Source organism: Micrococcus sp. GPGPB33 (assembly GCF_037853785.1).
Lineage (GTDB): Bacteria > Actinomycetota > Actinomycetes > Actinomycetales > Micrococcaceae > Micrococcus > Micrococcus luteus.
This window is the reverse complement of the sequence record NZ_JAQMWO010000002.1, coordinates 1,066,324-1,088,104: the sequence shown is the minus strand read 5'-3', so window position 1 is coordinate 1,088,104 and position 21,781 is coordinate 1,066,324. Positions and strand designations below refer to the sequence as shown.

At 73.6% G+C, this 21,781-nt stretch carries 22 protein-coding genes and 1 riboswitch; of the genes, 8 read left to right on the top strand and 14 right to left on the bottom strand.

Features of this window, described 5'->3' with window-relative positions; translation table 11 throughout:
* Nucleotides 1-176 precede the first annotated feature (176 nt).
* The 4 genes from rpsN to POD19_RS05205 all read right to left on the bottom strand — a co-directional run bounded on the left by rpsN (nt 177) and on the right by POD19_RS05205 (nt 2,110).
* The gene (gene rpsN / locus POD19_RS05220; RefSeq protein ID WP_002858338.1) at nt 177-482 is read right to left on the bottom strand and encodes a 30S ribosomal protein S14; all 306 of its coding nucleotides are present in this window, start codon (nt 480-482) and stop codon (nt 177-179) included.
* A 1-nt stretch (nt 483) separates the two neighbouring features.
* Nucleotides 484-651, bottom strand: coding sequence for a 50S ribosomal protein L33 (gene rpmG, locus POD19_RS05215; protein WP_002858336.1), 168 nt, complete (start codon nt 649-651; stop codon nt 484-486).
* 1 nt (nt 652) lies between these two features.
* Complete coding sequence (gene rpmB / locus POD19_RS05210; RefSeq protein ID WP_002858335.1) at nt 653-889, bottom strand: 50S ribosomal protein L28; 237 nt, start codon at nt 887-889, stop codon at nt 653-655.
* 465 nt (nt 890-1,354) lie between these two features.
* Complete coding sequence (locus POD19_RS05205; protein ID WP_095353969.1) at nt 1,355-2,110, bottom strand: VIT1/CCC1 transporter family protein; 756 nt, start codon at nt 2,108-2,110, stop codon at nt 1,355-1,357.
* Nucleotides 2,111-2,279: 169 nt separating this feature from the next.
* On the opposite strand from POD19_RS05205, the gene POD19_RS05200 reads away from it, so the two are divergent.
* Nucleotides 2,280-3,563: an NRAMP family divalent metal transporter gene (locus POD19_RS05200; protein WP_070709387.1), complete on the top strand. Its 1,284-nt coding sequence runs from the start codon at nt 2,280-2,282 to the stop codon at nt 3,561-3,563.
* Nucleotides 3,556-4,368 (top strand): putative hydro-lyase, encoded by an 813-nt coding sequence (locus POD19_RS05195; protein ID WP_070709385.1) that lies wholly within the window; start codon nt 3,556-3,558, stop codon nt 4,366-4,368. Before POD19_RS05200 ends, POD19_RS05195 begins: the two co-directional genes overlap by 8 nt.
* A 22-nt stretch (nt 4,369-4,390) precedes the next feature.
* Here POD19_RS05195 and POD19_RS05190 read toward each other — a convergent pair whose 3' ends face one another.
* The 5 genes from POD19_RS05190 to POD19_RS05170 form a co-directional block, all read right to left on the bottom strand.
* Nucleotides 4,391-5,056, bottom strand: coding sequence for a GntR family transcriptional regulator (locus POD19_RS05190; protein ID WP_233490686.1), 666 nt, complete (start codon nt 5,054-5,056; stop codon nt 4,391-4,393).
* 38 nt (nt 5,057-5,094) lie between these two features.
* Nucleotides 5,095-6,870: an acetyl/propionyl/methylcrotonyl-CoA carboxylase subunit alpha gene (locus tag POD19_RS05185; protein ID WP_101967507.1), complete on the bottom strand. Its 1,776-nt coding sequence runs from the start codon at nt 6,868-6,870 to the stop codon at nt 5,095-5,097.
* Nucleotides 6,867-8,627 carry a 5-oxoprolinase subunit B/C family protein gene (locus POD19_RS05180; RefSeq protein ID WP_101967506.1) on the bottom strand — a complete coding sequence of 587 codons (1,761 nt, stop codon included), beginning with the start codon at nt 8,625-8,627 and terminating at the stop codon, nt 6,867-6,869. Before POD19_RS05180 ends, POD19_RS05185 begins: the two co-directional genes overlap by 4 nt.
* Nucleotides 8,624-9,391, bottom strand: a complete 768-nt coding sequence (locus POD19_RS05175) for a LamB/YcsF family protein (protein WP_036338774.1) — start codon at nt 9,389-9,391, stop codon at nt 8,624-8,626. Before POD19_RS05175 ends, POD19_RS05180 begins: the two co-directional genes overlap by 4 nt.
* A gap of 200 nt (nt 9,392-9,591) precedes the next feature.
* The gene (locus POD19_RS05170) at nt 9,592-10,743 is read right to left on the bottom strand and encodes a glutathione S-transferase family protein (protein ID WP_101967504.1); all 1,152 of its coding nucleotides are present in this window, start codon (nt 10,741-10,743) and stop codon (nt 9,592-9,594) included.
* Between the two features lie 12 nt (nt 10,744-10,755).
* On the opposite strand from POD19_RS05170, the gene POD19_RS05165 reads away from it, so the two are divergent.
* Complete coding sequence (locus tag POD19_RS05165) at nt 10,756-11,571, top strand: MBL fold metallo-hydrolase (RefSeq protein WP_101967503.1); 816 nt, start codon at nt 10,756-10,758, stop codon at nt 11,569-11,571.
* 73 nt (nt 11,572-11,644) lie between these two features.
* Entirely contained in the window at nt 11,645-12,181 is a 537-nt protein-coding gene (locus POD19_RS05160; protein WP_020628186.1) for a universal stress protein, read from the top strand.
* Between the two features lie 16 nt (nt 12,182-12,197).
* Here POD19_RS05160 and POD19_RS05155 read toward each other — a convergent pair whose 3' ends face one another.
* Entirely contained in the window at nt 12,198-13,775 is a 1,578-nt protein-coding gene (locus tag POD19_RS05155) for a mechanosensitive ion channel family protein (RefSeq protein ID WP_236601300.1), read from the bottom strand.
* A 134-nt stretch (nt 13,776-13,909) separates the two neighbouring features.
* Here POD19_RS05155 and hisD point away from each other — a divergent pair, with 134 nt between their 5' ends.
* Nucleotides 13,910-15,226: a histidinol dehydrogenase gene (hisD, locus tag POD19_RS05150; RefSeq protein WP_144818532.1), complete on the top strand. Its 1,317-nt coding sequence runs from the start codon at nt 13,910-13,912 to the stop codon at nt 15,224-15,226.
* A 10-nt stretch (nt 15,227-15,236) separates the two neighbouring features.
* Nucleotides 15,237-15,605, top strand: a complete 369-nt coding sequence (locus POD19_RS05145; protein WP_095354083.1) for an RNA-binding S4 domain-containing protein — start codon at nt 15,237-15,239, stop codon at nt 15,603-15,605.
* A 47-nt stretch (nt 15,606-15,652) separates the two neighbouring features.
* Here POD19_RS05145 and POD19_RS05140 read toward each other — a convergent pair whose 3' ends face one another.
* Nucleotides 15,653-16,267: a hypothetical protein gene (locus POD19_RS05140; protein ID WP_340309356.1), complete on the bottom strand. Its 615-nt coding sequence runs from the start codon at nt 16,265-16,267 to the stop codon at nt 15,653-15,655.
* Between the two features lie 194 nt (nt 16,268-16,461).
* Nucleotides 16,462-16,581: riboswitch (SAM riboswitch) on the top strand.
* A 73-nt stretch (nt 16,582-16,654) separates the two neighbouring features.
* Between POD19_RS05140 and POD19_RS05135 the strand changes: the two genes are divergently transcribed.
* Both POD19_RS05135 and POD19_RS05130 read left to right on the top strand, forming a co-directional pair.
* Nucleotides 16,655-17,179 (top strand): flavin reductase family protein, encoded by a 525-nt coding sequence (locus POD19_RS05135; protein ID WP_020628180.1) that lies wholly within the window; start codon nt 16,655-16,657, stop codon nt 17,177-17,179.
* Between the two features lie 238 nt (nt 17,180-17,417).
* Nucleotides 17,418-17,621, top strand: a complete 204-nt coding sequence (locus POD19_RS05130) for a cold-shock protein (protein ID WP_020628179.1) — start codon at nt 17,418-17,420, stop codon at nt 17,619-17,621.
* 209 nt (nt 17,622-17,830) lie between these two features.
* Here the strand turns inward: POD19_RS05130 and POD19_RS05125 are convergent, their stop codons facing one another.
* The 3 genes from POD19_RS05125 to POD19_RS05115 form a co-directional block, all read right to left on the bottom strand.
* The gene (locus POD19_RS05125; RefSeq protein WP_041102662.1) at nt 17,831-19,051 is read right to left on the bottom strand and encodes an MFS transporter; all 1,221 of its coding nucleotides are present in this window, start codon (nt 19,049-19,051) and stop codon (nt 17,831-17,833) included.
* A gap of 116 nt (nt 19,052-19,167) precedes the next feature.
* Nucleotides 19,168-21,180, bottom strand: coding sequence for an FMN-binding glutamate synthase family protein (locus POD19_RS05120; protein ID WP_070709275.1), 2,013 nt, complete (start codon nt 21,178-21,180; stop codon nt 19,168-19,170).
* Between the two features lie 13 nt (nt 21,181-21,193).
* A complete protein-coding gene (locus POD19_RS05115; protein WP_036316171.1) occupies nt 21,194-21,775 on the bottom strand; it encodes an acyl-CoA thioesterase in 582 nt (193 codons plus the stop codon).
* Nucleotides 21,776-21,781 lie beyond the last annotated feature (6 nt).

Here is a 21,781-nt window from a genome sequence, read left to right as displayed (position 1 = left end):
GCCAGTTGTGAACGTACCACCTCCGGGCCGGCGATTCGCCCCCCGAACGGCGAGAATCCGCGATTTCCTGTGACCCTGACGGCCTTCGCCCCCGATGCACGACGACGGCGGCGCCCCTCTCAAGGAGGGGCGCCGCCGTCGTGGTGGTGCCTAACGCCCGGAGACCGGGCCGCGGGTCACCAGGAGGACTTGGTCACGCCGGGCAGCTCGCCACGGTGCGCCATGTCGCGGAAGCGCACGCGGGAGATGCCGAAGCGCTGGAAGGTGCCGCGCGGACGGCCGTCGATGGCGTCGCGGTTGCGCACGCGCACCGGGGAGGCGTCGCGGGGCAGCTTCTGCAGGCCCAGGCGAGCGGCCTCGCGGGCCTCGTCCGAGGCGTTCGGGTCCACGAGGGTCTTGCGCAGCTCGAGACGCTTCTCGGCGTAGCGGGCGACGATGGCCTTGCGCTGCTCGTTCTTGGCGATCTTGGACTTCTTGGCCATCTCAGCGCTCCTCTCGGAAGTCGACGTGCTTGCGGACCACCGGGTCGTACTTCTTCAGGGTGATGCGGTCCGGGTTGTTCCGGCGGTTCTTGCGGGTCACGTAGGTGAACCCGGTCCCGGCGGTGGACTTCAGCTTGATGATCGGACGAACGTCCTTGTCCTTGGCCATGTCAGAGCTTCACTCCCTTCGCGATCAGGTCCGCCACGACGGCGTCGATCCCGCGCACGTCGATGGTCTTGATGCCCTTGGCGGACAGCGTCAGCGTGACGTTGCGGCGCAGGGAGGGGACCCAGTAGGTCTTCTTCTGGATGTTCGGGTCGAACCGGCGCTTGGTGCGACGGTGCGAGTGGGAGATGCTGTGGCCGAATCCCGGCCCAGCCCCGGTTACCTGGCAGTGAGCTGCCATGATCACTCCTCGTGGCAAGTAGTAGTAAAAGGACGGGCGGAACCCGCATGGCGGCGAGCCGCGGACCTGTCCGCGGACACCTGTTGTGAGCCCCGCCCCGGGTGTGGACACCGCACTCTTACTGCGACTTCTCGAAAAGGGGGACCAGGCTGGGTGAGAGCCAACCGAAGTTCCTTATGGGATCGCTGGTGTGGACGGTGAGCCCCGGTCCGCCCTGAGGACGTCCCGGGATCCGGTCTGCGGGAGCGCGTTGCTTTTCCGACCCGCCGTCCGCCCGGTCACCTGACCGATGGAACGACGAGAACAACGCGGCGTGCGCCGTCCCACCTTACGCGAACCGTGGGCGTCGCTTCAACTCGACGGGGGGCGCCTGTGGTATGCGCACGGTCCTCGGCCCCCGGGGCCGCTCCGCGCGCGCCACGGCGCGGCCACGGGCGCTGGGCCGGCCCACCCCTCCGGCGTGGATCAGGCGACCGACGCCCCCAGCAGCGAGCCCACCGCGAAGGTCAGGCCGAGCGCCAGGGCGCCGCCGAGGACGACGCGCACGGCCGCCCGCAGCGCGGGCGCGTCGCCGAGCCGGGCCCCGACCCAGCCGGTGACGGCGAGGGCCACGAGGGTGACGGCGAACGTGAACGGGACGCGGAGGCCCACCGGCGCCAGGACGACCGTCAGGAAGGGCAGCAGCGCGCCCACGAGGAACGCAAGGAAGGACGCCCCGGCGGCGGCCCACGGGCTGACGACGTCCTCCTCCGCCATGCCCAGCTCCATGCGCAGATGCGCGGCGAGCGCATCCTTCTCGGTGAGCTCCCGCGCGGCGGCCTCGGCCGTGGCCCGGCTCAGGCCGTCCGCCTCGTAGAGCTGCACGAGCTCCTCCAGCTCACCCTCGGGATCCTCCTCGAGCTCACGGCGCTCCTTGGCGATCAGCGACTTCTGCGAGTCGGAGGACGAGGAGACGGACACGTACTCGCCCAGCGCCATGGAGAAGGCGCCGCCGACCACGGCCGCGGCGCCGGCCAGCAGGATCGGGGTGAACGCCGTCGTCGCACCGGCGACACCGACGACGGTGGCCGCGACGGACACGATGCCGTCGTTGGCACCGAGCACGCCCGCGCGGAGCCAGTTGAGGCGGGCATGCACGCCGCCGGTGGCGTGCGGCTCGTCGGGACCGCCCGGCGGGAGCTGATCTGCCAGGGGCGAGGACTGTTCAGACGTGTGCGACATGTCTCCATGCTCGCGGCGCCGGGCGGGGCGCGCCAGACAGGTGAGGCGTTCCTTCGGACGGGGACGCCACGACACCCGGTCTCGCTGTTGCCAGGATTGTTCAACAACAGCTACCGTCTCCCCCAGCGCCTCGTGACGCCCGTCACCTCGCCCGGCGCCCTCGACGAAGGTGACCACCGTGTCCCACGCAGACATCCCCCACGCCGGGCCGGACGGCGCGACCCCCTCGGGCACCGCACCGAAGACGGACTCCCGTGCCGCGAGCGCCACCCGGCGCACCGCACTGCTCGGCGCCATGTTCCTCATGGCCACCTCGGCCATCGGCCCCGGCTTCATCACGCAGACCGCCACGTTCACCGTCCGGATGGGCGCCGCGTTCGCGTTCGCCATCCTGGTCTCGATCCTCATCGACATCGCCGTCCAGATGAACGTGTGGCGCGTCATCGGCGTCTCCGGCATGCGCGCCCAGGAGCTGGCGAACCGCGTCCTGCCCGGCCTCGGCTGGGTCCTCGCCGCGCTCGTGTTCCTCGGCGGCATGGTCTTCAACATCGGCAACATCGCCGGCACCGGCCTCGGCGCGAACGCCATGCTCGGCGTCGACCCCCTGATCGGTGGCGGCGTCTCCGCGCTCATCGCGCTGCTGATCTTCCTCTCCAAGCGCGCCGGCGTGGCCCTGGACCGGATCGTGGTGGCGCTCGGCGCCGTCATGATCCTGCTGATGCTGTACGTGGCCATCACCTCCGCCCCGCCCGTGGGCGAGGCCCTGCGCCAGTCCGTGATGCCGGAGGAGGTCGACTTCTTCGTGATCGTCACCCTCGTGGGCGGCACCATCGGCGGCTACATCACCTACGCGGGTGCCCACCGCATGATCGACTCCGGAGTGAAGGGCGTGGACGACGTCCAGGACATCACCCGCAGCTCCGTGGCCTCGATCCTCGTGACCGGCCTGATGCGCGCCCTCCTGTTCCTGGCGATCCTCGGCGTCGTCGCCTCGGGGGCGGTGCTGTCCAAGGACAACCTGGCCGCCTCCGCCTTCCAGGCCGCCGCCGGCGACATCGGCCTGCGCATGTTCGGCATCGTCCTGTGGGCCGCCGCCGTCACCTCCGTGATCGGCGCGTCGTACACCTCGATCAGCTTCGTCACCCGCTCCACCACCAGCGCCCGCACCCGCAACCTGCTGACGGTCGCCTTCATCGTGGTCTGCACCGCCCTCTACCTGGCGCTGCGCCAGGCCCCGCAGACGCTGCTCGTGTTCGCCGGCGCGTTCAACGGCATGATCCTGCCGGTCGGCTTCGCCGCCCTCCTGTACGTGGCCTGGCGCCGCCGCGACCTGCTGCACGGCTACCGCTACCCCGGGTGGCTGCTCGTGATCGGCGCGCTCGCGTGGATCGTCTCCGTGTTCATCGCGGTGCGCGGGTTCATCCCCATGGTCGAGATGATCACCGGTGCCTGAGATGACCACGACGACGCCGCTGCCGCCGCTGGACGGCGCCACGACCCCCGCGCAGGCCCGCGAGCGGTTCCGCGCGGGGCTCGTGCGGCCGACCTCGGGGATCGCCGACGGCTACGCGCAGGCGAACCTCGTCTCGATCCCGCAGGACCACGCCTACGACGTCCTGCTCTTCGCCCAGCGCAACCCCCAGGCCCTGCCGCTGCTCGGCGTGTTCGAGGCCGGCGAGGTCAACGGCCCCGCGCTGGACGGCGACGTCCGCACGGACGTGCCGCAGTACGTGGTGTACCGCGACGGCGTCGAGACGGACCGCCCCACGGATCTGCTCGACGTGTGGCGGGACGACCTCGTGACGTTCGTGATCGGCTGCTCGTTCACCTTCGAGTCCGCCCTGGTGGCCGAGGGCATCCGGATGGCCCACCAGGACGCCGGTGTGAACGTGCCGATGTACCGCACCACGCGGCGCTGCGCCTCGGCGGGCCGCCTCTCGGGCCCGCTCGTGGTCTCGATGCGCCCCATCCCCGCCGACCGTGTGGCCGACGCCGTGCGCATCACCTCCCGCTACCCCGCGGTGCACGGCGCGCCCGTGCACGTGGGCGACCCGGCCGGCCTCGGGATCACGGACCTGTCGGCACCGGACTTCGGCGACGCCGTCGAGGTCCCGCAGGGCCACCTGCCCGTGTTCTGGGCGTGCGGGGTGACGCCGCAGGCGGCGATCATGGAGTCCCGCCCGCCGCTGGCCATCACGCACGCGCCCGGGCACATGCTCATCACGGACCTGCCGGACCGGATGTTCCAGGTCCCGTGACCGTCAGGGCCCGGGCAGGCGGTCAGTCCCCCACGGCGGCGAGGTGCGCCAGGACGAACTGCTCCGCCTCGTCCAGGTAGTCGCCGAACATGGCGTGCACCGCGGGGAGGTCGCCGGCCAGCAGCCGCTCCACGATCCACCGGTTGCGGTCCGCGAACTGCACGTGCAGGCGCGTCTGCTCGTCCATGGGGTGGAACGCCAGGCGCACGCGGGCCTGCACCGACGCCATGAGCCGCGTGAGCTCGGGGGCGCCTGCCAGGTCCACGATACCGACGTGGACGCGATGGTTGGCGTCGCCCAGGACCCGCGCGGGGGTGTCCGGGCCGCCCGAGAGCAGGTCCTGGGCACAGCGCAGGTGGCGCGCCGCGCCGGGGGTGAGCTCTCCGTGCTCGAGGGCGCCGAGCTGGATCACCCGACGCGTGCGGTACAGCCCGCGCACGTCCTCCGGACCCGGCGCCGCCACGAACACCCCGCGGTGCGGCCGTCGCTCCACGAGGCCCTCCGAGGCCAGCATGGTGAACGCCTCGCGCAGGCTGTTGCGGCTGACCTGGAGCTCGGCGGCCAGCGCCACCTCTCCCAGCCGCTCCCCCGGCACGAGTCCGGCCGCCGCGATCCGCTGCCGCAGCTGCGCGGCCGCGGCCACGGGAGCCGGGGCCGGGGCGGACTCCCCGCCGCCGGCGCCGGGCACGATGCCTTCCCCGGTGACACCGCCGCGCGCCGGCACCCTCACGCCCCCAGCCGGGCGATCGCCTGGCCGCGCGTCACCGAGGCCGGGGTCTCGGCCACGAGGAGCTGGATCCGGCCCGCACGCGGGGCACGGATCGGCGTCTCCATCTTCATCGCCTCGACGATCGCGACCGTGTCACCCTCGGCCACCTCGGCGCCGTCCTCGACCTTCCACGAGGCCAGGGTGCCGGTGACCGGCGAGGCCACGGTGCCGTCGTCGTCGGGCTTCCCGGCGCCGGCAGCGCCGGCCGGGGCCGCGGCACCCGCGCCGCCGCCTCCGAGGAGGGCCGCGTAGAGATCGGCGGGCAGGCCCAGTCGCACGGCGCGGCCGTCCAGCTCGACGGTGACGGCAGTCCGGCCGCCCGCAGGCACCTCGGCGCCCAGGTAGGGGGACTCGGCCAGCGGCTCGGCGAACTCGGACTCGATCCACGTGGTGTAGACGCCGAGGCGGTCCCCCGAGGTGAAGGCGTCCTGCTCGAGCACGGCGCGGTGGAACGGCACCACGGTGGGCACGCCGTCGATGCGCAGCTCGGCCAGGGCGTCGCGGGCGCGGGCGATGGCCTGGGCGCGGTCCTCGCCCCACACGATGAGCTTGGCGAGCAGGGAGTCGTACTCGCCCGGCACCACGGAGCCGGTGCGGACGCCCGAGTCCATGCGGACCCCGGGGCCGGTGGGGGCCTCGAACGCGTCGATCGGGCCGGGCACGGGCAGGAAGCCGTACGCCGGGTCCTCAGCGTTGAGGCGGAACTCGAGGGCGTGGCCGCGCGGCGTCGGGTCCTCGGGGATGCTCAGCGGCTCGCCGGCGGCGACGCGGAACTGCTCGCGCACCAGGTCCACGCCGAAGACCTCCTCGGTGACCGGATGCTCCACCTGCAGGCGGGTGTTCACCTCCAGGAAGCTGATGAGGCCGTCCGGGGCCACGAGGTACTCGACCGTGCCGGCCCCGGTGTACCCGGCGGCGCGGCAGATCTCGCGGGCGGAGGTGTGGATGCGCTCGCGCTGCTCGTCCGTGAGGAACGGCGCCGGGGCCTCCTCCACGAGCTTCTGGTTGCGGCGCTGCAGGGAGCAGTCGCGGGTGCCGAGCACGGCCACGTGGCCGTGCTCGTCGGCGAGGACCTGGGCCTCCACGTGGCGGGGGCGGTCCAGGAAGCGCTCCACGAAGCACTCGCCGCGGCCGAACGCGGCGACGGCCTCGCGGACGGTCGCCTCGAACGCGTCCTCGACGTCGCCGAGCTCGCGCACCACGCGGATGCCGCGGCCGCCGCCGCCGAAGGCCGCCTTGATGGCGATCGGCAGGCCGTGCTCCTCGGCGAACGCGCGCGCGGCGGCGGCGTCCGGCACGGGGCCGTCCGAACCCGGCACGAGCGGGGCGCCCGCCTGCTGGGCGAGGGAGCGGGCGGTGATCTTGTCGCCGAGGGCGCGGATGGCGTCCGGCGACGGGCCGATCCAGGTCATCCCGGCGTCGATCACGGCCTGCGCGAAGTCGGCGTTCTCGGAGAGGAAGCCGTAGCCCGGGTGCACGGCGTCGGCGCCGGCGCGGCGGGCGACGTCGAGGACCGCGTCGATCTTCAGGTAGGTGTCCGCCGAGGACGCGCCCGGCAGGTGGAAGGCCTCGTCCGCGACGGCCACGTGCAGGGCGTCGGCGTCCGGATCCGAGTAGACGGCGATCGAGGCGATGCCGTGGTCGCGGGCGGCGCGGGCCACGCGCACGGCGATCTCGCCGCGGTTGGCGATGAGCACCCGCGTGACGGGGCGGGCGGCGGGGGTGGTGGTCATGCGGGGGTCTCCTCGGAGGGCGATGCGGAGTCGACGACGGTCTCGGCGCCGGGGCGGGGATGGGGGACGAAGCGGACGCGGGCGCCCGGCGGCAGCTGGGCCGCCAGGCTGAGGTCCGCGCGGGCCACGACGCCGATCACCGGGTAGCCGCCGGTGACCGGATGGTCGGAGAGGAACAGGACGGGCTCACCCGAGGGCGGCACCTGCAGCGCGCCGCGCACGGCGCCCTCGGACTTCAGCTCGCCCTCCCGCACGCGCTCGAGCGGCGCGCCGTCGTCGGGGGCCGTGAGGCGCACCCCGATCCGGTCGGTCTGCTGGCTCACGTCCCAGTCCTGCGTGAACAGGCGCTCCAGGCCCGCCTCGCCGAACCAGTCGTCGCGGGGGCCGGGGACCACGCGCAGCACGGCCACCTGGCCGGGCGCGGGCATGGGGCGCAGCGAGGTCTCCGGGTCCCCCACCGTCGCGACGCCGGCCTCCGCCGAGGCGGGGGCGCCGGCGGCGGTCGGGCTCGCGGCGGAGGCGCCGGCGGCGCCCCTCGCATCCGGGCCGACGCGGCGGGCGAGGCGGTCCCCCGCCGTCAGCGGGGCGGGGCCGAGCCCGGACAGGGTGTCGGTCGAGCGGCTGCCGAGCACGGGCGGCACGTCGATCCCGCCCCGGAGGCCCACGTACACGCGCAGGCCGCCGACCGGCTCGTCCACCGTCAGCGTCTGGCCGTCCAGCACGACGAACGGCGTGCGGGCGGGCACCCGGCGCGTGGCGCCGTCGGCCGCGGTGATCGTCCCGCCGGCCTCGGCGCCGGCCAGGGCCATCACCTGGTGGCCGTGCGCGGTGAGGGTGAGGCCGCCCAGGGCGGTCTCCAGCACCGCCTCGCGTGAGCGGTTGCCCACGAGCCGGTTCGCCTGGCGCGCCGCGTCCCGATCGGCCGCGCCGGACACGACGACGCCGAGGTCGCCCAGGCCCGGGCGGCCCAGGTCCTGGACCAGGGTCAGGAGCCCCGGGTCCACGACGGTGACGCCGCGGCGGCCGGCCACGGACGGGAGGCCGGCCGCGGCGTCGGCGGGCGGGGTGGCGTCGACCGCCGCGTCCGTGCCGGAGGTGACGGACGCCGTCGGGCGCACGGGGACGTAGCGGACACGGTCGCCGGGCTGCAGCAGGGCGGGCTGCTCGCGGCCGAGGTCCCACAGGGCCGCGGTGGTGTGCCCCAGCAGCTGCCAGCCGCCGGGCGAGGTGCGCGGGTAGACGGCAGAGAAGGCCCCGGCGACGGCGACGGCGCCCGCGGGGACGGCCGTGCGGGGCGAGCTGCGGCGGGGCGCCTCGAACGGGGCCGCCTCGGAGGCGCAGTACATGAACCCCGGCGCGAAGCCGCCGAACGCGGCGAACCAGTCGGCCTCGCTATGGGCCCGGATGACGCCGTCGACGCCGAGCCCGGTGAGCCGGCCGACCTCGGCGAGGTCCTCACCGTCGTAGACCACGGGGATCTCGACGACGCGGCCCCCCGTCAGCTCACCGGCGTCGGGGGTGAGAGTGCTGACCCGCGGTGCGGCGTGCTCGGCGGCGGCCTGCGAGGTGAAGGTCACCAGGACGGTCGCGGCGGCGGCCATGACCTGGCGCTGGCCGCGCTCCGGGTGGGCCGTGAGGTGGGCGTGGACGGCCATGACGTCCTCGAGCGAGGCGCACTCGACGAGGAAGCCCTGGGTGCCGACCCAGCGGATCGGGCGGGCCGGCGGCTCGGCGGCGGGGTGATGTGGGGCGCTCATGCGAAGGCCTTGATGGCCACGCCCGCGCCCTCGAGCGCGCGGCGCACGGCCGCGGCCATGGCCACGGCGCCGGGCGTGTCGCCGTGCAGGCAGATGCTCTCGGCGTCGACGCGCACGTCCGTGCCGTCCACCGCCGCGACGACGCCCTCGGTTGCCAGGCGCACCATGCGGGCGGCGACGTCGTCCTCGTCGTGGAGGACCGCGCCGGGCTCGCGGCGGGAGACGAGCGTGCCGTCCGGGTTGTAGCCGCGGTCCGCGAAGGCCTCGGCGACGCCGCGCAACCCCGCGGCGGCCGCCTTGTCCAGGGCGACGGAGCCGGGCAGGAGCAGCAACGGGAGGTCGGAGCCGAACGCCTTGACGCCGTCGACGACGGCCTGGGCGTGCGCCTCGTGACGGACGATCGTGTTGTAGAGGGCGCCGTGCGGCTTCACGTAGCGGACCTGGCCGCCGGCCGCGCGGGCGAGCGCGTCGAGGGCGCCGATCTGGTAGAGGACGTCATCGGCCAGCTCGGTGGGCGTGCAGTCCAGGAAGCGGCGGCCGAATCCGGCGAGGTCGCGGTAGCCGACGTGCGCGCCGATCGTGACGCCGGCGGCGACCGCGTCACGGCAGGTCTGGGCGATCCCCGAGGGATCGCCCGCGTGGAAGCCGCACGCGACGTTGGCAGAGGAGACGGAGGGCATGATGGCGGCGTCGTCCCCCATCGTCCACGAGCCGAAGGACTCGCCGACGTCGGAGTTCAGGTCGATCTGCGGCGCGTGAGACACAGTGCAGTCCTCTCGGATCGGGCCCGGCTGAGGTGCCGGTCACACAATCTTGAGGCATGAGGGATGATTGTTCAACAATCCCCGGCGCGCCTCCCTGGCGCCCACCCGCACCGCATGCCAACGCGGGTTGAGTTGTCGCGGGTGTCCCAGCCCGGGACCCGCGACAACTCAACCCGCGTTGCGGACCGGGCCGAGCGGCCTCACCGCAGCGGCGTGTGCTCCGGGTCCACGCGCTCGCCCTCGCGCACGGGCCCGGGCGCGGTGCCGCCACCCCACGGGTCCCCGCCGAACGCCTCACGCCCGTGCTCGCTCAGCCAGCTCGCCAGCTCCGGGCCCGCGGACACGATGCCCGTCGGGTTGATGTCCTCGTGCACCACGTAGTAGTGCTCCTTGATCTGCGCGAAGTCGATCGTGTCGCCGAAGCCCGGGGTCTGGAACAGGTCGCGCGCGTAGCCCCACAGCGCCGGCATCTCGGTCAACCTGTTCCGGTTGCACTTGAAGTGCCCGTGGTACACGGGGTCGAACCGCACCAGCGTGGTGAACAGCCGCACGTCGGCCTCGGTGATCCGCTCCCCCATCAGGAAGCGGCGCGTCGTCAGGCGCTCCTCGAGCCAGTCCATCGCGGTCCACAGCCGCTCGTACGCAGCGTCGTACGCCTCCTGCGAGCCCGCGAAGCCACACCGGTACACGCCGTTGTTCACCTCGGTGAACACGCGCTCGATCACCTCGAACATCTCGTCCCGCTCCGGCCCGGCGTCGGGGATCAGCTGCGGGGCGCCGTCGCGGTGGAACGCGGTCCACTCCGTCGAGAGGTCGAGGGTGATCTGCGGGTAGTCGTTGGTCACGACGCCGCCCGTCGGCACGTCCACGATCGCCGGCACCGTGATGCCCCGCGGGTAGTCGGGGAACCGCGTGAAGTAGTTCTCCTGGATCCGCTCGGTGCCGAGCACGGGGTCCTTCCCGCCCTCGTCGAGGTCGAAGGTCCAGGAGCGCTCGTCGTGGGTCGGCCCCGGGGTGCCCAGCGAGATCGCGTCCTCCAGGCCGAGCAGGCGCCGCACGATGATCGTCCGGTTCGCCCACGGGCACGCCCGCGCCGCCACGAGCCGGTAGCGGCCCGCCTCGACGGGCCACGCCTCGGCCCCCTCGGTGAGCCCGCCGCCCACGCGGCCGACCGTGGACGGCTCGGCCACGGGCAGGGCCCGCACGGCCTCCGGGTCCGCCACGATCCGGTCCGCGATGTAGTTCGTGTCCCGCGTGAACTCCGCCCCGGACTGCACGTAGTTGCCCGTGAGTCCCTCGCGCGTGTCGATGGTGCCGCGGTCCGCGGCCTGGCCGGTCTGCTGGTTCTCCATACACTCGAGCCTATGACGACGACCACCGCCACACCCGGCCCCACGCCCGCCCCGCTGGTGCGCTGCGTGACCGCCCAGAACCCCTCCCCGATGACCCTCGCGGGCACCAACACGTACGTGGTCGCCGCACCGGACTCGGATGCGGCCGTCGTGGTGGACCCGGGCCCGGAGGACGACGTCGCCGCCCACCTCGAGCGCGTCCGTGCGGCGGCCGAGGGGCGCCGGATCGCGCTCATCCTGGTGACGCACCGGCACGCCGACCACACCGGCGGGGTGGACGCGTTCCACGCGGCCACGGGCGCCCCCGTGCGCGCCGCGGACCCGGACTGGTGCCGCGGCGGGGCCGCCGTCCTGACGCCGGACGAACGGATCGACGTCGCCGGCACCCCGGTGCTGGCGTGGCACACCCCGGGCCACACCTCGGACTCCTACTCGTTCGCCGTCCCGGACGCGGGCGCGCACGGCGCGGTCATCACGGGCGACACCATCCTCGGCTCGGGCACCACCATGCTCGACCACCCGGACGGCACCCTCACCGACTACCTGGCCAGCCTGCGCCGCCTCGAGGCGGCGGGCCCGCTCACGGTGCTGCCTGCGCACGGGCCCGTGCCGGAGCCGCTGGACGTCGTCGCCCGCGACTACCGGCACCACCGCGAGGGCCGCCTGGAGCAGATCCGCGCCGCCCTGGCCGCGCTGCCCGAGACCGAGGCGGCGACGATCACACCCGAGGACCTGGCCCCGCGCATCTACCCCGGCCTCACCGGCACCGTGGCCCGCGTGGCCGTCCAGACGGTGGCCGCGCACCTGCGCCACCTGCGCGAGGGCTGAGCCCCTCCGCCGCGGGCCCGGTCCGCACTACGCTGACCTCAGACCCGTCCCCTCGACCCCGCGGAGGCACCCCATGACCATCCTCGTCGGCTACGCCCCCTCGAAGGCCGCGGACGCCGCTCTGGACACTGCCCTGGACATCGCCCGCTCCACCGGCGAGCACGTGGTGGTGGTCAATGCGGGCCCCGGCGGCGAGCACCGCACCAAGTCCCTCGTCACGGAGGAGCAGCAGCGCGGCGTGCAGGCCCGGTTGGACGCATCCGGCGTGACGGCCGAGTTCCGTCAGTACGCGCGTGGCCGGTCCACGGTGGAGGAGATGAAGGACGTGGCCGCGGAGCTGGACCCGTCCATCGTGGTCATCGGCGTGCGCCGCCGCGGCGGCTTCGGCAGGTTCGTCATGGGATCGGTCTCGGACGAGCTGCTGCAGGAGATCGATCAGCCGGTGCTGTGCGTGAAGGAGTACCGGCAGTACGGGGACCACACGCCCGAGGCCGTGAGCCACGTCGCCGAGACGGACCCGGGCACCCACGGCCTGCCCGCGTCCGAGCCGATGGCCGAGCGGCGTCGGCTCACGCCCGTCGATCCCGGGGACCCGACGCTCGAGCGCTGAGCGCTCCCGCCGGGCCTCAGTCCTCGTCGTCCTGACGGCGGCGCGTGACGGCGTCGTCGAGGGGGCCGGCCGCCTGGGAGCCGGTGCCGCTGCGCCGCCCGGCCTCGTCCGCCGCCGCGGCCTCCGCCGCCTGCTTGGCCTGCTGCGCGCGCCGCTCGGCGAACGCCTCCTCGCCCGGGCCGGCGAGTTCGCGGTTGCGCTGCACCGCCGTCATCGAGCCGGTGTACAGGCCGGAGTGGTCGCCCACGCGGGTCAGCGGTGTGGTGAGGGTGTCCGGGCGCGGATCGGCGCCGTCGACGCGCGGCAGCGGCGCGGTGCGCGGGCGCGGCTCGCGGGCCGCCACCCCGGAGCCGTCCGGGCCCGGCTCGCCCGTCCGGTCGCCACCGCGGGCCGCCGCGTCGGAGCCCTCGGAGGCGGGCGCCGCGTCGTCGTGGGCGGGGTGCCGGTCCACCATGCGCTGCACCACGATGCCCTCGGGGTGCTCGTGGCGCAGGAAGGCCACGAGGTCCTCGCGCACGAGGCAGCGCAGGTCCCAGAGGTCGCCGGAGTTGCGGGCGGAGACCACGGCGCGGATGCGCACGACGCCGCCGGTCGCGTCGGTCACCTGCAGCGCGTGCTCGCGCCCGTCCCACAGGTCCGTGGACTCGAGCAGCTGGGTGAGTCGTGCGCGCAGCGCATCCATGGGCACGCGCCAGTCCACGTCCAGCTCCACGACGCCGGAGACCTCGGCGCCCACCCGCGTCCAGTTCTCGAACGGCTGGGTGGTGAAGTGCGAGGACGGGTAGACCATGCGGCGGCCGTCCCAGAGCTTGAGCACCACGTTGGACAGGGTGATCTCCTCGACGGTGCCGAACACGCCCTCCATGTCCACCACGTCGCCCACCCGGATCGCGTCCGTGAAGGCGAGCTGGAAGCCGGCGAACACGTTGGTCAGCGTGGACTGCACGGCCAGGCCGGCGATCACCGAGATCACACCGGCGGAGGCGAGCAGGCCGGCCCCGAGCGAGCGCACCTCGGGCACCCCCAGCAGGACCACGGCGACGGCCACCACCACGATCACCGCGTTGAGGATGCGCCGGATCAGGATGGTCTGCGTGCGGATGCGTCGCTCGCGGCGGTGCTCGACGCGGGTCTCCTGGTAGCGGCCGAGGATCCCCGCCTCGATCACGCCGACCAGGCGCCACGCGGCCCACGCGCCCGCCGCGGCCACGGCGATGAGCATCAGGAACGACGCCGGCCGGTACCAGGTCTGCTCCTCGGCCATGACCCCGAGCCAGATCCGGGAGGCCAGCAGGCCGGCGGCGACGGCGGCCGGCAGGCTCAGCCGCGCGGCGCCGTGCTGGAACGCGGGGCGGCGCACGAGCACGACGCGTGCCACCTGCAGGGCCAGGTACACGACCGCCGCGCCGATCGCGAACGCCATCAGCACGGTCAGCAGCGTCCCCCATTCCACGCCGAAGGCCCGGGTGGTGGCGGCCGCCCCGTCCTGGATGTCCCCCTCCACCCCGGACGGCACGGTCTCGCCCGCCAGGAGGCGGTCCAGGGCGGTCAGCAGGGGCGGGGTCGCGAGGGCGGGCAGCGCGGGGAAGACCATGACGACAGTCTGACACCCGCCCCCGGACGCACCCCGGAGAAGAGCACAATGGAGCCTGACCGTCCGCGCGGTCCGGGCCCGGCCGTCGTCGCGCCCCGTCCCGCCGGCCCGCCGCCGCCCCCCTGGAGGAATCCGTGCTCTCCGTCACCGACCTGCGCCCGCTCGACACCGCCACCGCGGACCTGTCCCGCATCATCCCGCGGGCGAACGTGGACGTGTCCTCCGTGGTGCCGGTGGTCGCCCCGATCATCGAGCAGGTCCGCCACGGCGGCGAGCAGACCCTGTTGGACCTGGCCGAGCGGTTCGACGGTGTCCGTCCGCCGGCCCTGCGCGTGCCCGCGGAGGCGCTCGAGGCCGCCCTGGCCGGGCTCGACCCGCGGGTGCGCGCCGCCCTGGAGGAGTCGATCCGCCGGGCCCGGCTCGTGCACGACGCCCAGCACCCCCAGGACTCCACGGTCGAGCTCGGCGAGGGCGCCGTCGTGGAGAACCACTGGACCCCCGTGGGCCGCGTGGGCCTGTACGTGCCCGGCGGCCGCGCCGTGTACCCCTCCTCGGTGGTGATGAACGTGGTGCCCGCGCAGGCGGCCGGCGTGGGGAGCCTCGCGGTGACCTCGCCCCCGCAGCGGGACCACGGCGGCCTGCCCCACCCCACCGTGCTCGCCGCGTGCGCGCTGCTGGGCGTGGACGAGGTCTACGCGGCCGGCGGCGCCCAGGCCGTCGCCATGCTGGCGCACGGCATCCAGGACGACGACGGCGGGTGGCTCTGCGCGCCCGTCGACCTGGTGACGGGGCCCGGCAACGTGTACGTGGCCGCCGCGAAGCGCGCCCTGCAGGGCGTGATCGGCGTGGACGCCGAGGCCGGGCCGAGCGAGATCGCCGTGATCGCGGACGGCACCGCCCGCGCCGACTGGGTGGCCGCGGACCTGATCAGCCAGTCCGAGCACGACCCGCTGGCCGCCTCCGTGCTCATCACGGACTCCGAGGACCTGCTCCGGGACGTGCTGGCGGCGATCGAGGCGCAGGTGCCCGGGGCGTTCCACGAGGACCAGATCCGCGAGGCCCTCACCGGCCCCCAGTCCGGCGTGCTGCTGGTGCGGGACATGGACCAGGCCGTGGAGGTCTCCGACCGCTACGCCACCGAGCACCTCGAGATCCAGACGCGCGACCCCGAGGACCTCGTGGGGCGCATCCGCAACGCCGGCGCCGTGTTCGTGGGCCCGCACGCCCCCGTGCCGCTGGGCGACTACTCGGCCGGGTCCAACCATGTGCTCCCCACCTCGGGGACGGCCCGGCACTCCTCCGGTCTGAACACGGTGACGTTCCTGCGCCTGCAGCAGCGCATCCGCTACACGGAGACCGGGCTCAAGGAGGTCGCGGACGGGATCGGCGTGCTGGCCGAGGACGAGCGCCTGCCCGCGCACGGCGCCGCGATCCGCGCCCGCTTCGCGTGAGGGGGCGGGCGTGAGCGGCGTCCGCATCGACGCGTGGCTGTGGGCCGTGCGGCTGTACAAGACCCGGTCCGCGGCCACGGCGGCCGTGCGCGCAGGCCACGTGCGCATCGACGGCGAGCCCGTGAAGGCGGCGACGCCCGTCGTCGTCGGGAACCGGGTGCGGGTGCGCCAGGACGGAGGTGAGCGGATCCTCGAGGTCACGGGGCTGATCGCCAAGCGGGTGGGCGCCCCCGTGGCCCGGCAGCAGTACGTGGACCACTCCCCGCCGCCCATGCCGCGTGAGCTGCTCGCGGTGCCGTACCGCGAGCGGGGCGCGGGCCGGCCCACCAAACGGGACCGCCGGCAGCTGGACGCGCTGCGCGGCCGCGACCGACGCTGAGCGTCTCCGTCCTCCCCGCGCCGTCATCCGCCGTCGTGATGGCGGCCTCATGCGGAGGGTGCGGTCAGCACCATCCGGAACGACTTGTCGTTGTCCACCGTGACGGTGAACGTCATCGGCCCCGCCTCATCCACGGGGGGAGTCGCCGCCGACCAGCCGCCGCACAGCGCCTCCGATCCGGCCATCCAGGTCTTCGTTCCCCCGCCACCCCGTGAGGTCAGGATCTCCGTCTCACCGGTGGCATCCGAAGGACACAGCACGATGACCCGAAGGACCGCACCCTGTTGAGCGTCCACGGTGATCTGCTGTGTGCCCGTCCCGACCGCCTCCTCCAGGACGGACTCCTTCTCCGGGTCGAGATAGCCCGCATCCGGATGCCGGCGCGTGTACTCGACCAACGTCATCCCGTCCTCCTCGAACAGCGCGGCGGGGAGTGCTTCTTCACCGGCGGGTGACGACGCGGACGAACCGGTGGCGGAGGCCGACCGGGTTGCCGAGGGGGCCGCTGACGTCACGGTGACGGAGGACGCCGCAGCGGTGGATGCCTTCGCGGTGGAGGAGACGCTGCCCGGGGAAGCGGAGCATCCCGAGATGGCGGTACCGAGGAGAGCCGCGACGACCACGGCGGCCGACAATGCCGCACGGTTCTTCTCGATGTCCATCCGCATGATCTGATCCCTCTCAGAGAACCGTCTGCGGGGGCCGGAGGCCGCGGTCTCGAGCTCCCCCCTCTCGAGTGGCTTGATCCTGGCCGGCGATGCGCGGTGTGTCAAGCATCACATCGGGCAGCTCGGATGACGCCGCGCGACCGCCGCGCTTTGACCACCCCACGGACCCCTCCGTAGGCTGACCCCAGAATCACGAGTTCCCGTCATTCACGGCCCTGGCCGGCGGGACGGCAACCCTCTCACGCAGTAGTGGGGTGCTCCAGGTGATGATTCGGCCCCTCGGACACCCCGACGGGCAAGTACCGCGCCTCCGCGGATCCGGGCGATCCGCGTTCCCGCCTTCTGCGGAGCCGCGCCAGTCATCGGAAGAGGACGCGCGCCATGACCCTGACCCACGAACCCCACACCGCCACGTGGGACACCGACCTGTCCCTCGGCAACCTCCGCTCCGGCCTCTCGGCCTTCCCCACCGGGGTCGTCGCGCTGGCAGGCCTCGCCGACGGCGTCCCCGAGGTGATGGTCTCCTCCTCCTTCGGCGTGGGCATCTCCTGGGAGCCGGCCCTCGTGTCCTTCTCCGCGCAGAACAGCTCCCGCACCTGGCCGCGCCTGCGCCGGGCCGGGGCGATCGGCGTCTCCCTGCTCGCGGCGGACCAGACGCCGCTGTGCCGCCAGCTGGCCTCCCGCGAGGGCGACCGCTTCGCCGGTCTCGACGTGCACCGCAGCCCGCACGACGCCCTGCTGATCGGGGGCTCCTCGCTCTGGCTCGAGACGCGGGTGCACGCCGAGGTCCCGGCGGGCGACCACACGGTGGTGCTGCTGGAGGTGACGGCCTTCGCGGATCACACGGACGCCGCTCCCCCGGCCGCCCTGCACCGCAATCTCTTCCACGGCCTGCGCGCGCTCTGAGCGAACTCTAGGTGAACAATCGGGCCCCTGGTTCCCGGTCGGCGAGATCCGTGCAATGATGGAGCCTGAAGTTGATCAAGCTGTATCCCGCCATCTTCACTGCTCGTCAGCCCGGCATCGCCGGCGTCGATGAGTGTTGGGCAAGCGGTTCAGTCTCGCCGCTTCACCCGCGTCCCACATCCGGGCCGCGGTCCAACACCGCCACCGCACCGCGGGGGCACATCGAAAGGACACCATCATGGCTGTCGGTACTGTCAAGTGGTTCAACGCTGAGAAGGGCTACGGCTTCATCGCCCCCGAGGACAACTCCGCGGACGTGTTCGTGCACTTCTCCGCCATCCAGGGCGGGGGCTTCAAGGAGCTCCAGGAGAACGACCGCGTCGAGTTCGAGACCCAGGACGGCCCCAAGGGCCTCCAGGCCGCCAACGTGACGAAGCTCTGATCTTCGCCTGACGCACGGCTTCCGACGCCCCCGGTCCGCACGGACCGGGGGCGTCGTCGTGTGCGCTTCCGCACGCCCCGCCGCGCACTGCGCCGCACTCCGCCGTACGCCCGTTCGACCGCGGCGCTGCGACACCACCGCAGGGCTGCACTGCGGTGATGTCGCTGAGGCGCGGTCCTCCGGGGTGGGCCTCGTCCTGGCCCTGCGCGTCAGGCCGCGCCCCGCCGACCCACGTGGCGACGCAACAGCAGCACCACGCCCAGGGCCAGCAGATACCCGGCCGCGACGACCGCGAAGCCGGCCCGGTAGTCGCCCGTGACGTCGCGTAGCAGGCCCATCAGCAGCGGGCCCAGGGCGAAGCCGGCGTACATGCCCATCGAGTTCGCCCCGGTCGCACGGCCCAGCCGCTCGGCCGGCACCTCGCTCAACAGGCCCGCGTTGATCACCACGTTGGCGCCCAGCACCGTCAGGCCGTGCACCGCGGCGCCCACCCACAGCAGGGCCGGCAGGTCCAGCAGGTCCGCGGCGAGGAACACCGCGACGCCGGCCACCGCACCCAGGCAGATCACGGCCAGCAGGGTGGTGGGCCGGTCTCCGGAGCTCATCCGCCGGCTCCACCCGATCCGGGAGAGCACCCCCACCACCCCGGACACGGCCGCCGCGGCGCCGCCGGCCACGAGCGTCATTCCCAGCGTCTCGACCGCGAAAAGCGGCAGGTAGGTGTTCGTGGCCTGCATGCCCAGGCCGGTGAGGAACGCGATCGCCGCGAAGAACCAGACCGTGGCCGGCAGGGGCGAGGTGTCCCGCCGTCGTCGCCCGCCGACGGGGCCGGTGGCCGGCGGCGGCGCCCCGGGCAGCGGCGGGGCGGCGACCAGGGCGAGCACCCAGAGCGCCCCGATGAGCACCGCGGCCCCCAGCGCGGCGCCCGTCCAGCCGAGGGCGAGGGACGCGGCCGGGAAGAACAGGCCGCCGACCAGCTGGGCCGCCTGCACGCCGGACTGCTTCACCCCGACCCACCCGATGCGCCTCTCCGGCGGCACCACGGTCCGGATGATCCGGTTCGTGGTGGGGTTGGAGATGGCCTGCGTGACGCCCGCCACGGCGGCCGCCGCGTACAGCACGGGCAGGGACGGGGCGACGGCGCCGAGCACGAGCGCCGCGGCGGTGCCGCCGAAGATGATGCTCAGCTGTGCGCGGGCGGACAGGCGGTCGGCGGCCCGGCCGAGGCCGAGCGAGGTGACGGCGGCCGCCGCGAACACGACCGTCATCACGGTGCCGAGCTGGCCCGAGGTGACGTCGAGCCGCTCCATCACGACCGTGGAGGAGGCGGAGACGCCGTAGTTGAACAGGGGCCCGGCGCCCATCGCCGCCAGCAGCACCCACAGCAGGGCCGCGGAGGGGCGGCGAGCGGCGGGGGCGGGCAGGGTCACGGCCCCAGGCTACGACCCCTCACGCGACGAGGCGGGAAATCTATCTCATGGGCGCCCGGGGGCGTCGTGTGAGGTGGATTTCCCGCCTCGAAAGCGGGGGTGACTGCGGGGGTGGGTCAGCCGACGCGGCCCTCGCCGCGGTGCTCGCCCTCGACGCGGCCGGTGGTCCCCCGCTGGGTGACCTCCTCGCCGTCCTGGCGCTCGGGCCGCTCGCCGGCCTCCGCCGGCAGGCCCTCGTTCTCGTCGGTGGGCGTCTCGCCGGCGGTGGCGGCGGGTGCCGGATCCTGCGGGGCCCGACGACGGCCGCCGTGCGGGGACAGCGACTCACCCTCACCCAACGAGCTGACGCGCGGCATCGGCGACGTCGTCAGCGGCACGGACTCGGTCTGCCGGGCGTCGACGAGCGTGGAGCCCGTCCCGGAGATGGGGGAGCCCTGCACGGGGGCGCCGGCCGCCTTGCGGCCCGGGATCAGCAGCTCGGAGCGCCACTGGGGGTCGCGCTCGGTGAGGTAGTCCACGCGGGCGTGCTCGCCGAAGTGGTCCGCGTCCGCCTCCTCCCAGTCCATGGCCCAGCCGGCGGGCGGGTCGTTGAGCAGCTCGTCCGTGCGCAGCCAGTGGTAGATGGACGCGTACGAGCGGGTGCTCAGGTGGTCCACGCGGCGGCGCAGCATGCGGGTGTTCAGCTGGGACGGATGCGTCAGGCCCATGGACGCCATGATCTGCACGGCCTCGCGCACGGTCAGGCGGTGGTAGTTGAAGACGCGGTTGCCCTTGTCCTCCACGTCGAGGGCGCGCATCAGACGCGGGTCCTGCGTGGCCACCCCCACGGGGCACTCGTTCGTGTGGCACTTCTGCGCCTGGATGCACCCGGTGGCCATCATCATCGCGCGGGCGGACATGGTGAAGTCCGCGCCCTGGATCAGACGCTTGACGATGTCCGAACCGGTGGCGACCTTGCCGGCCGCGCCGAGCTTGATCATGTGGCGCAGGCCGGTGCCCACGAGCGCGTTGTGCACGAGCATGAGGCCCTCGGTCAGCGGGGTGCCCACGCGGTCCGAGTACTCGAGCGGGGCGGCGCCGGTGCCGCCCTCGGAGCCGTCCACGATGATGAAGTCGGGGGCGATCCGCTCCTCCCAGATGGCCTTGGTCATGGCCAGCACGTCCACGCGGGAGCCCACGCAGAACTTGATGCCGATCGGCTTGCCGTCCGAGAGCTCACGGAGCTGCTCGATGAACCTGACCATCTCGCGCGGGGTGCGGAACGCGGAGTGGGACGCCGGGGACAGGCAGTCCTTGTCCATCGGGATCTCACGGGCCTCGGCGATCTCGGGGGAGATCTTCTCCTTGGGCAGCATGCCGCCCAGGCCGGGCTTCGCGCCCTGGGAGATCTTGATGGTGATGCCCTTGACCTCGGGCAGCAGCGCCTTCTCGGCGAACTTCTCCGGGCTGAAGGTGCCGTCCTCGTTGCGGCAGCCGAAGTAGCCGGAGCCGATCTCCCAGAACAGGTCCGCGCCGTTGCCGCGGTGGTACTTGGTGAGGCCGCCCTCGCCGGTCTCGTGGATGAACCCGCCCAGGCCGGCGCCCTTGTTCATGGCGATCACGGCGTTGGCGGAGAGGGAGCCGAAGGACATGGACGAGATGTTCATCAGCGAGATGTCCACGGGCCGGCGGCAGTCCGGGCCGCCGATCCGCACCGTGGGGGGCTCCTCCGGCGGGTTGACCGGGGCGGTGGAGTGCAACAGGAACTCGTAGCCGATCTCCGAGGTGTCCCGCTCGGTGCCGAACGCCTTGTGGCTGTCCAGGCCCTTCGCACGGGCGTAGACGATCGAGCGGGTGTCCCGGTCGAACGGCTTGCCGTCGAAGTTGCGCTCGATGAAGTACTGCTGGATCTCGGGGCGGATCGACTCCAGCAGATACCGCATGTGGCCGAGCACGGGGTAGTTGCGGAGGATCGCGTGCCGCTTCTGGGTCATGTCCCACACGGCGAGCACGAGCAGCGCCACCAGGAGCACCGCCAGCACCCACCACGCGCCGCCGCCGATGGCGGCCACCAGCACGACGACGAGCGCGGCCAGCGAGAGGGTCGCGACGATCAGGAGTCTGTTGTTCACCCGACCATCGTGCCCCATATCACTCGAACGTTCATCCTCGCCGCACTGTGTCGAGGTCCCACGTGTGGGGCAGGGGCGTCCGGGCCGACGGCAGGGCCACGCTGCGCCGCCACTCGTGCAGCCACTCCGGCAGCGTCGGCTCCCCCGCGAGGTCGTGGCCGGCCGCCGCCGCGATCGCCCGGACCTCGTCGTTCTCCACGGGGCGGCCGTCCTTCTTGCGCAGGCGCGTGCAGATGTACGCGCGCACCGCGACGTCGCCGTCGACCACCACGCGCTGCTCGAACCACACTGCGCGCTCATCCAGGCCGATCATCCGCGTCTCCACGTCGAACCGCTGCCCCAGGGTCACCGAGCGGCGGAACGCAATCTGCTCGGCCTGCACCACGGGCGTCCAGCCGCGACGGCGGATCTCGTCCCACAGGCCGGTGCGGACCATCGCGTCGAAGCGGCCGAGGTCGAACAGCCCGAAGTACTGGCCGTTGTTGACGTGCAGGGCCATGTCCACGTCCGTGGGCAGGGCGCGCATCGGCAGCGTCGTCGGCTCCCAGAGTCCGGCGCGCGGGCGGCGGCGGGCGCGGGCGACGACCCAGATCGTGCGGGGGATCAGATGCATCGGAGG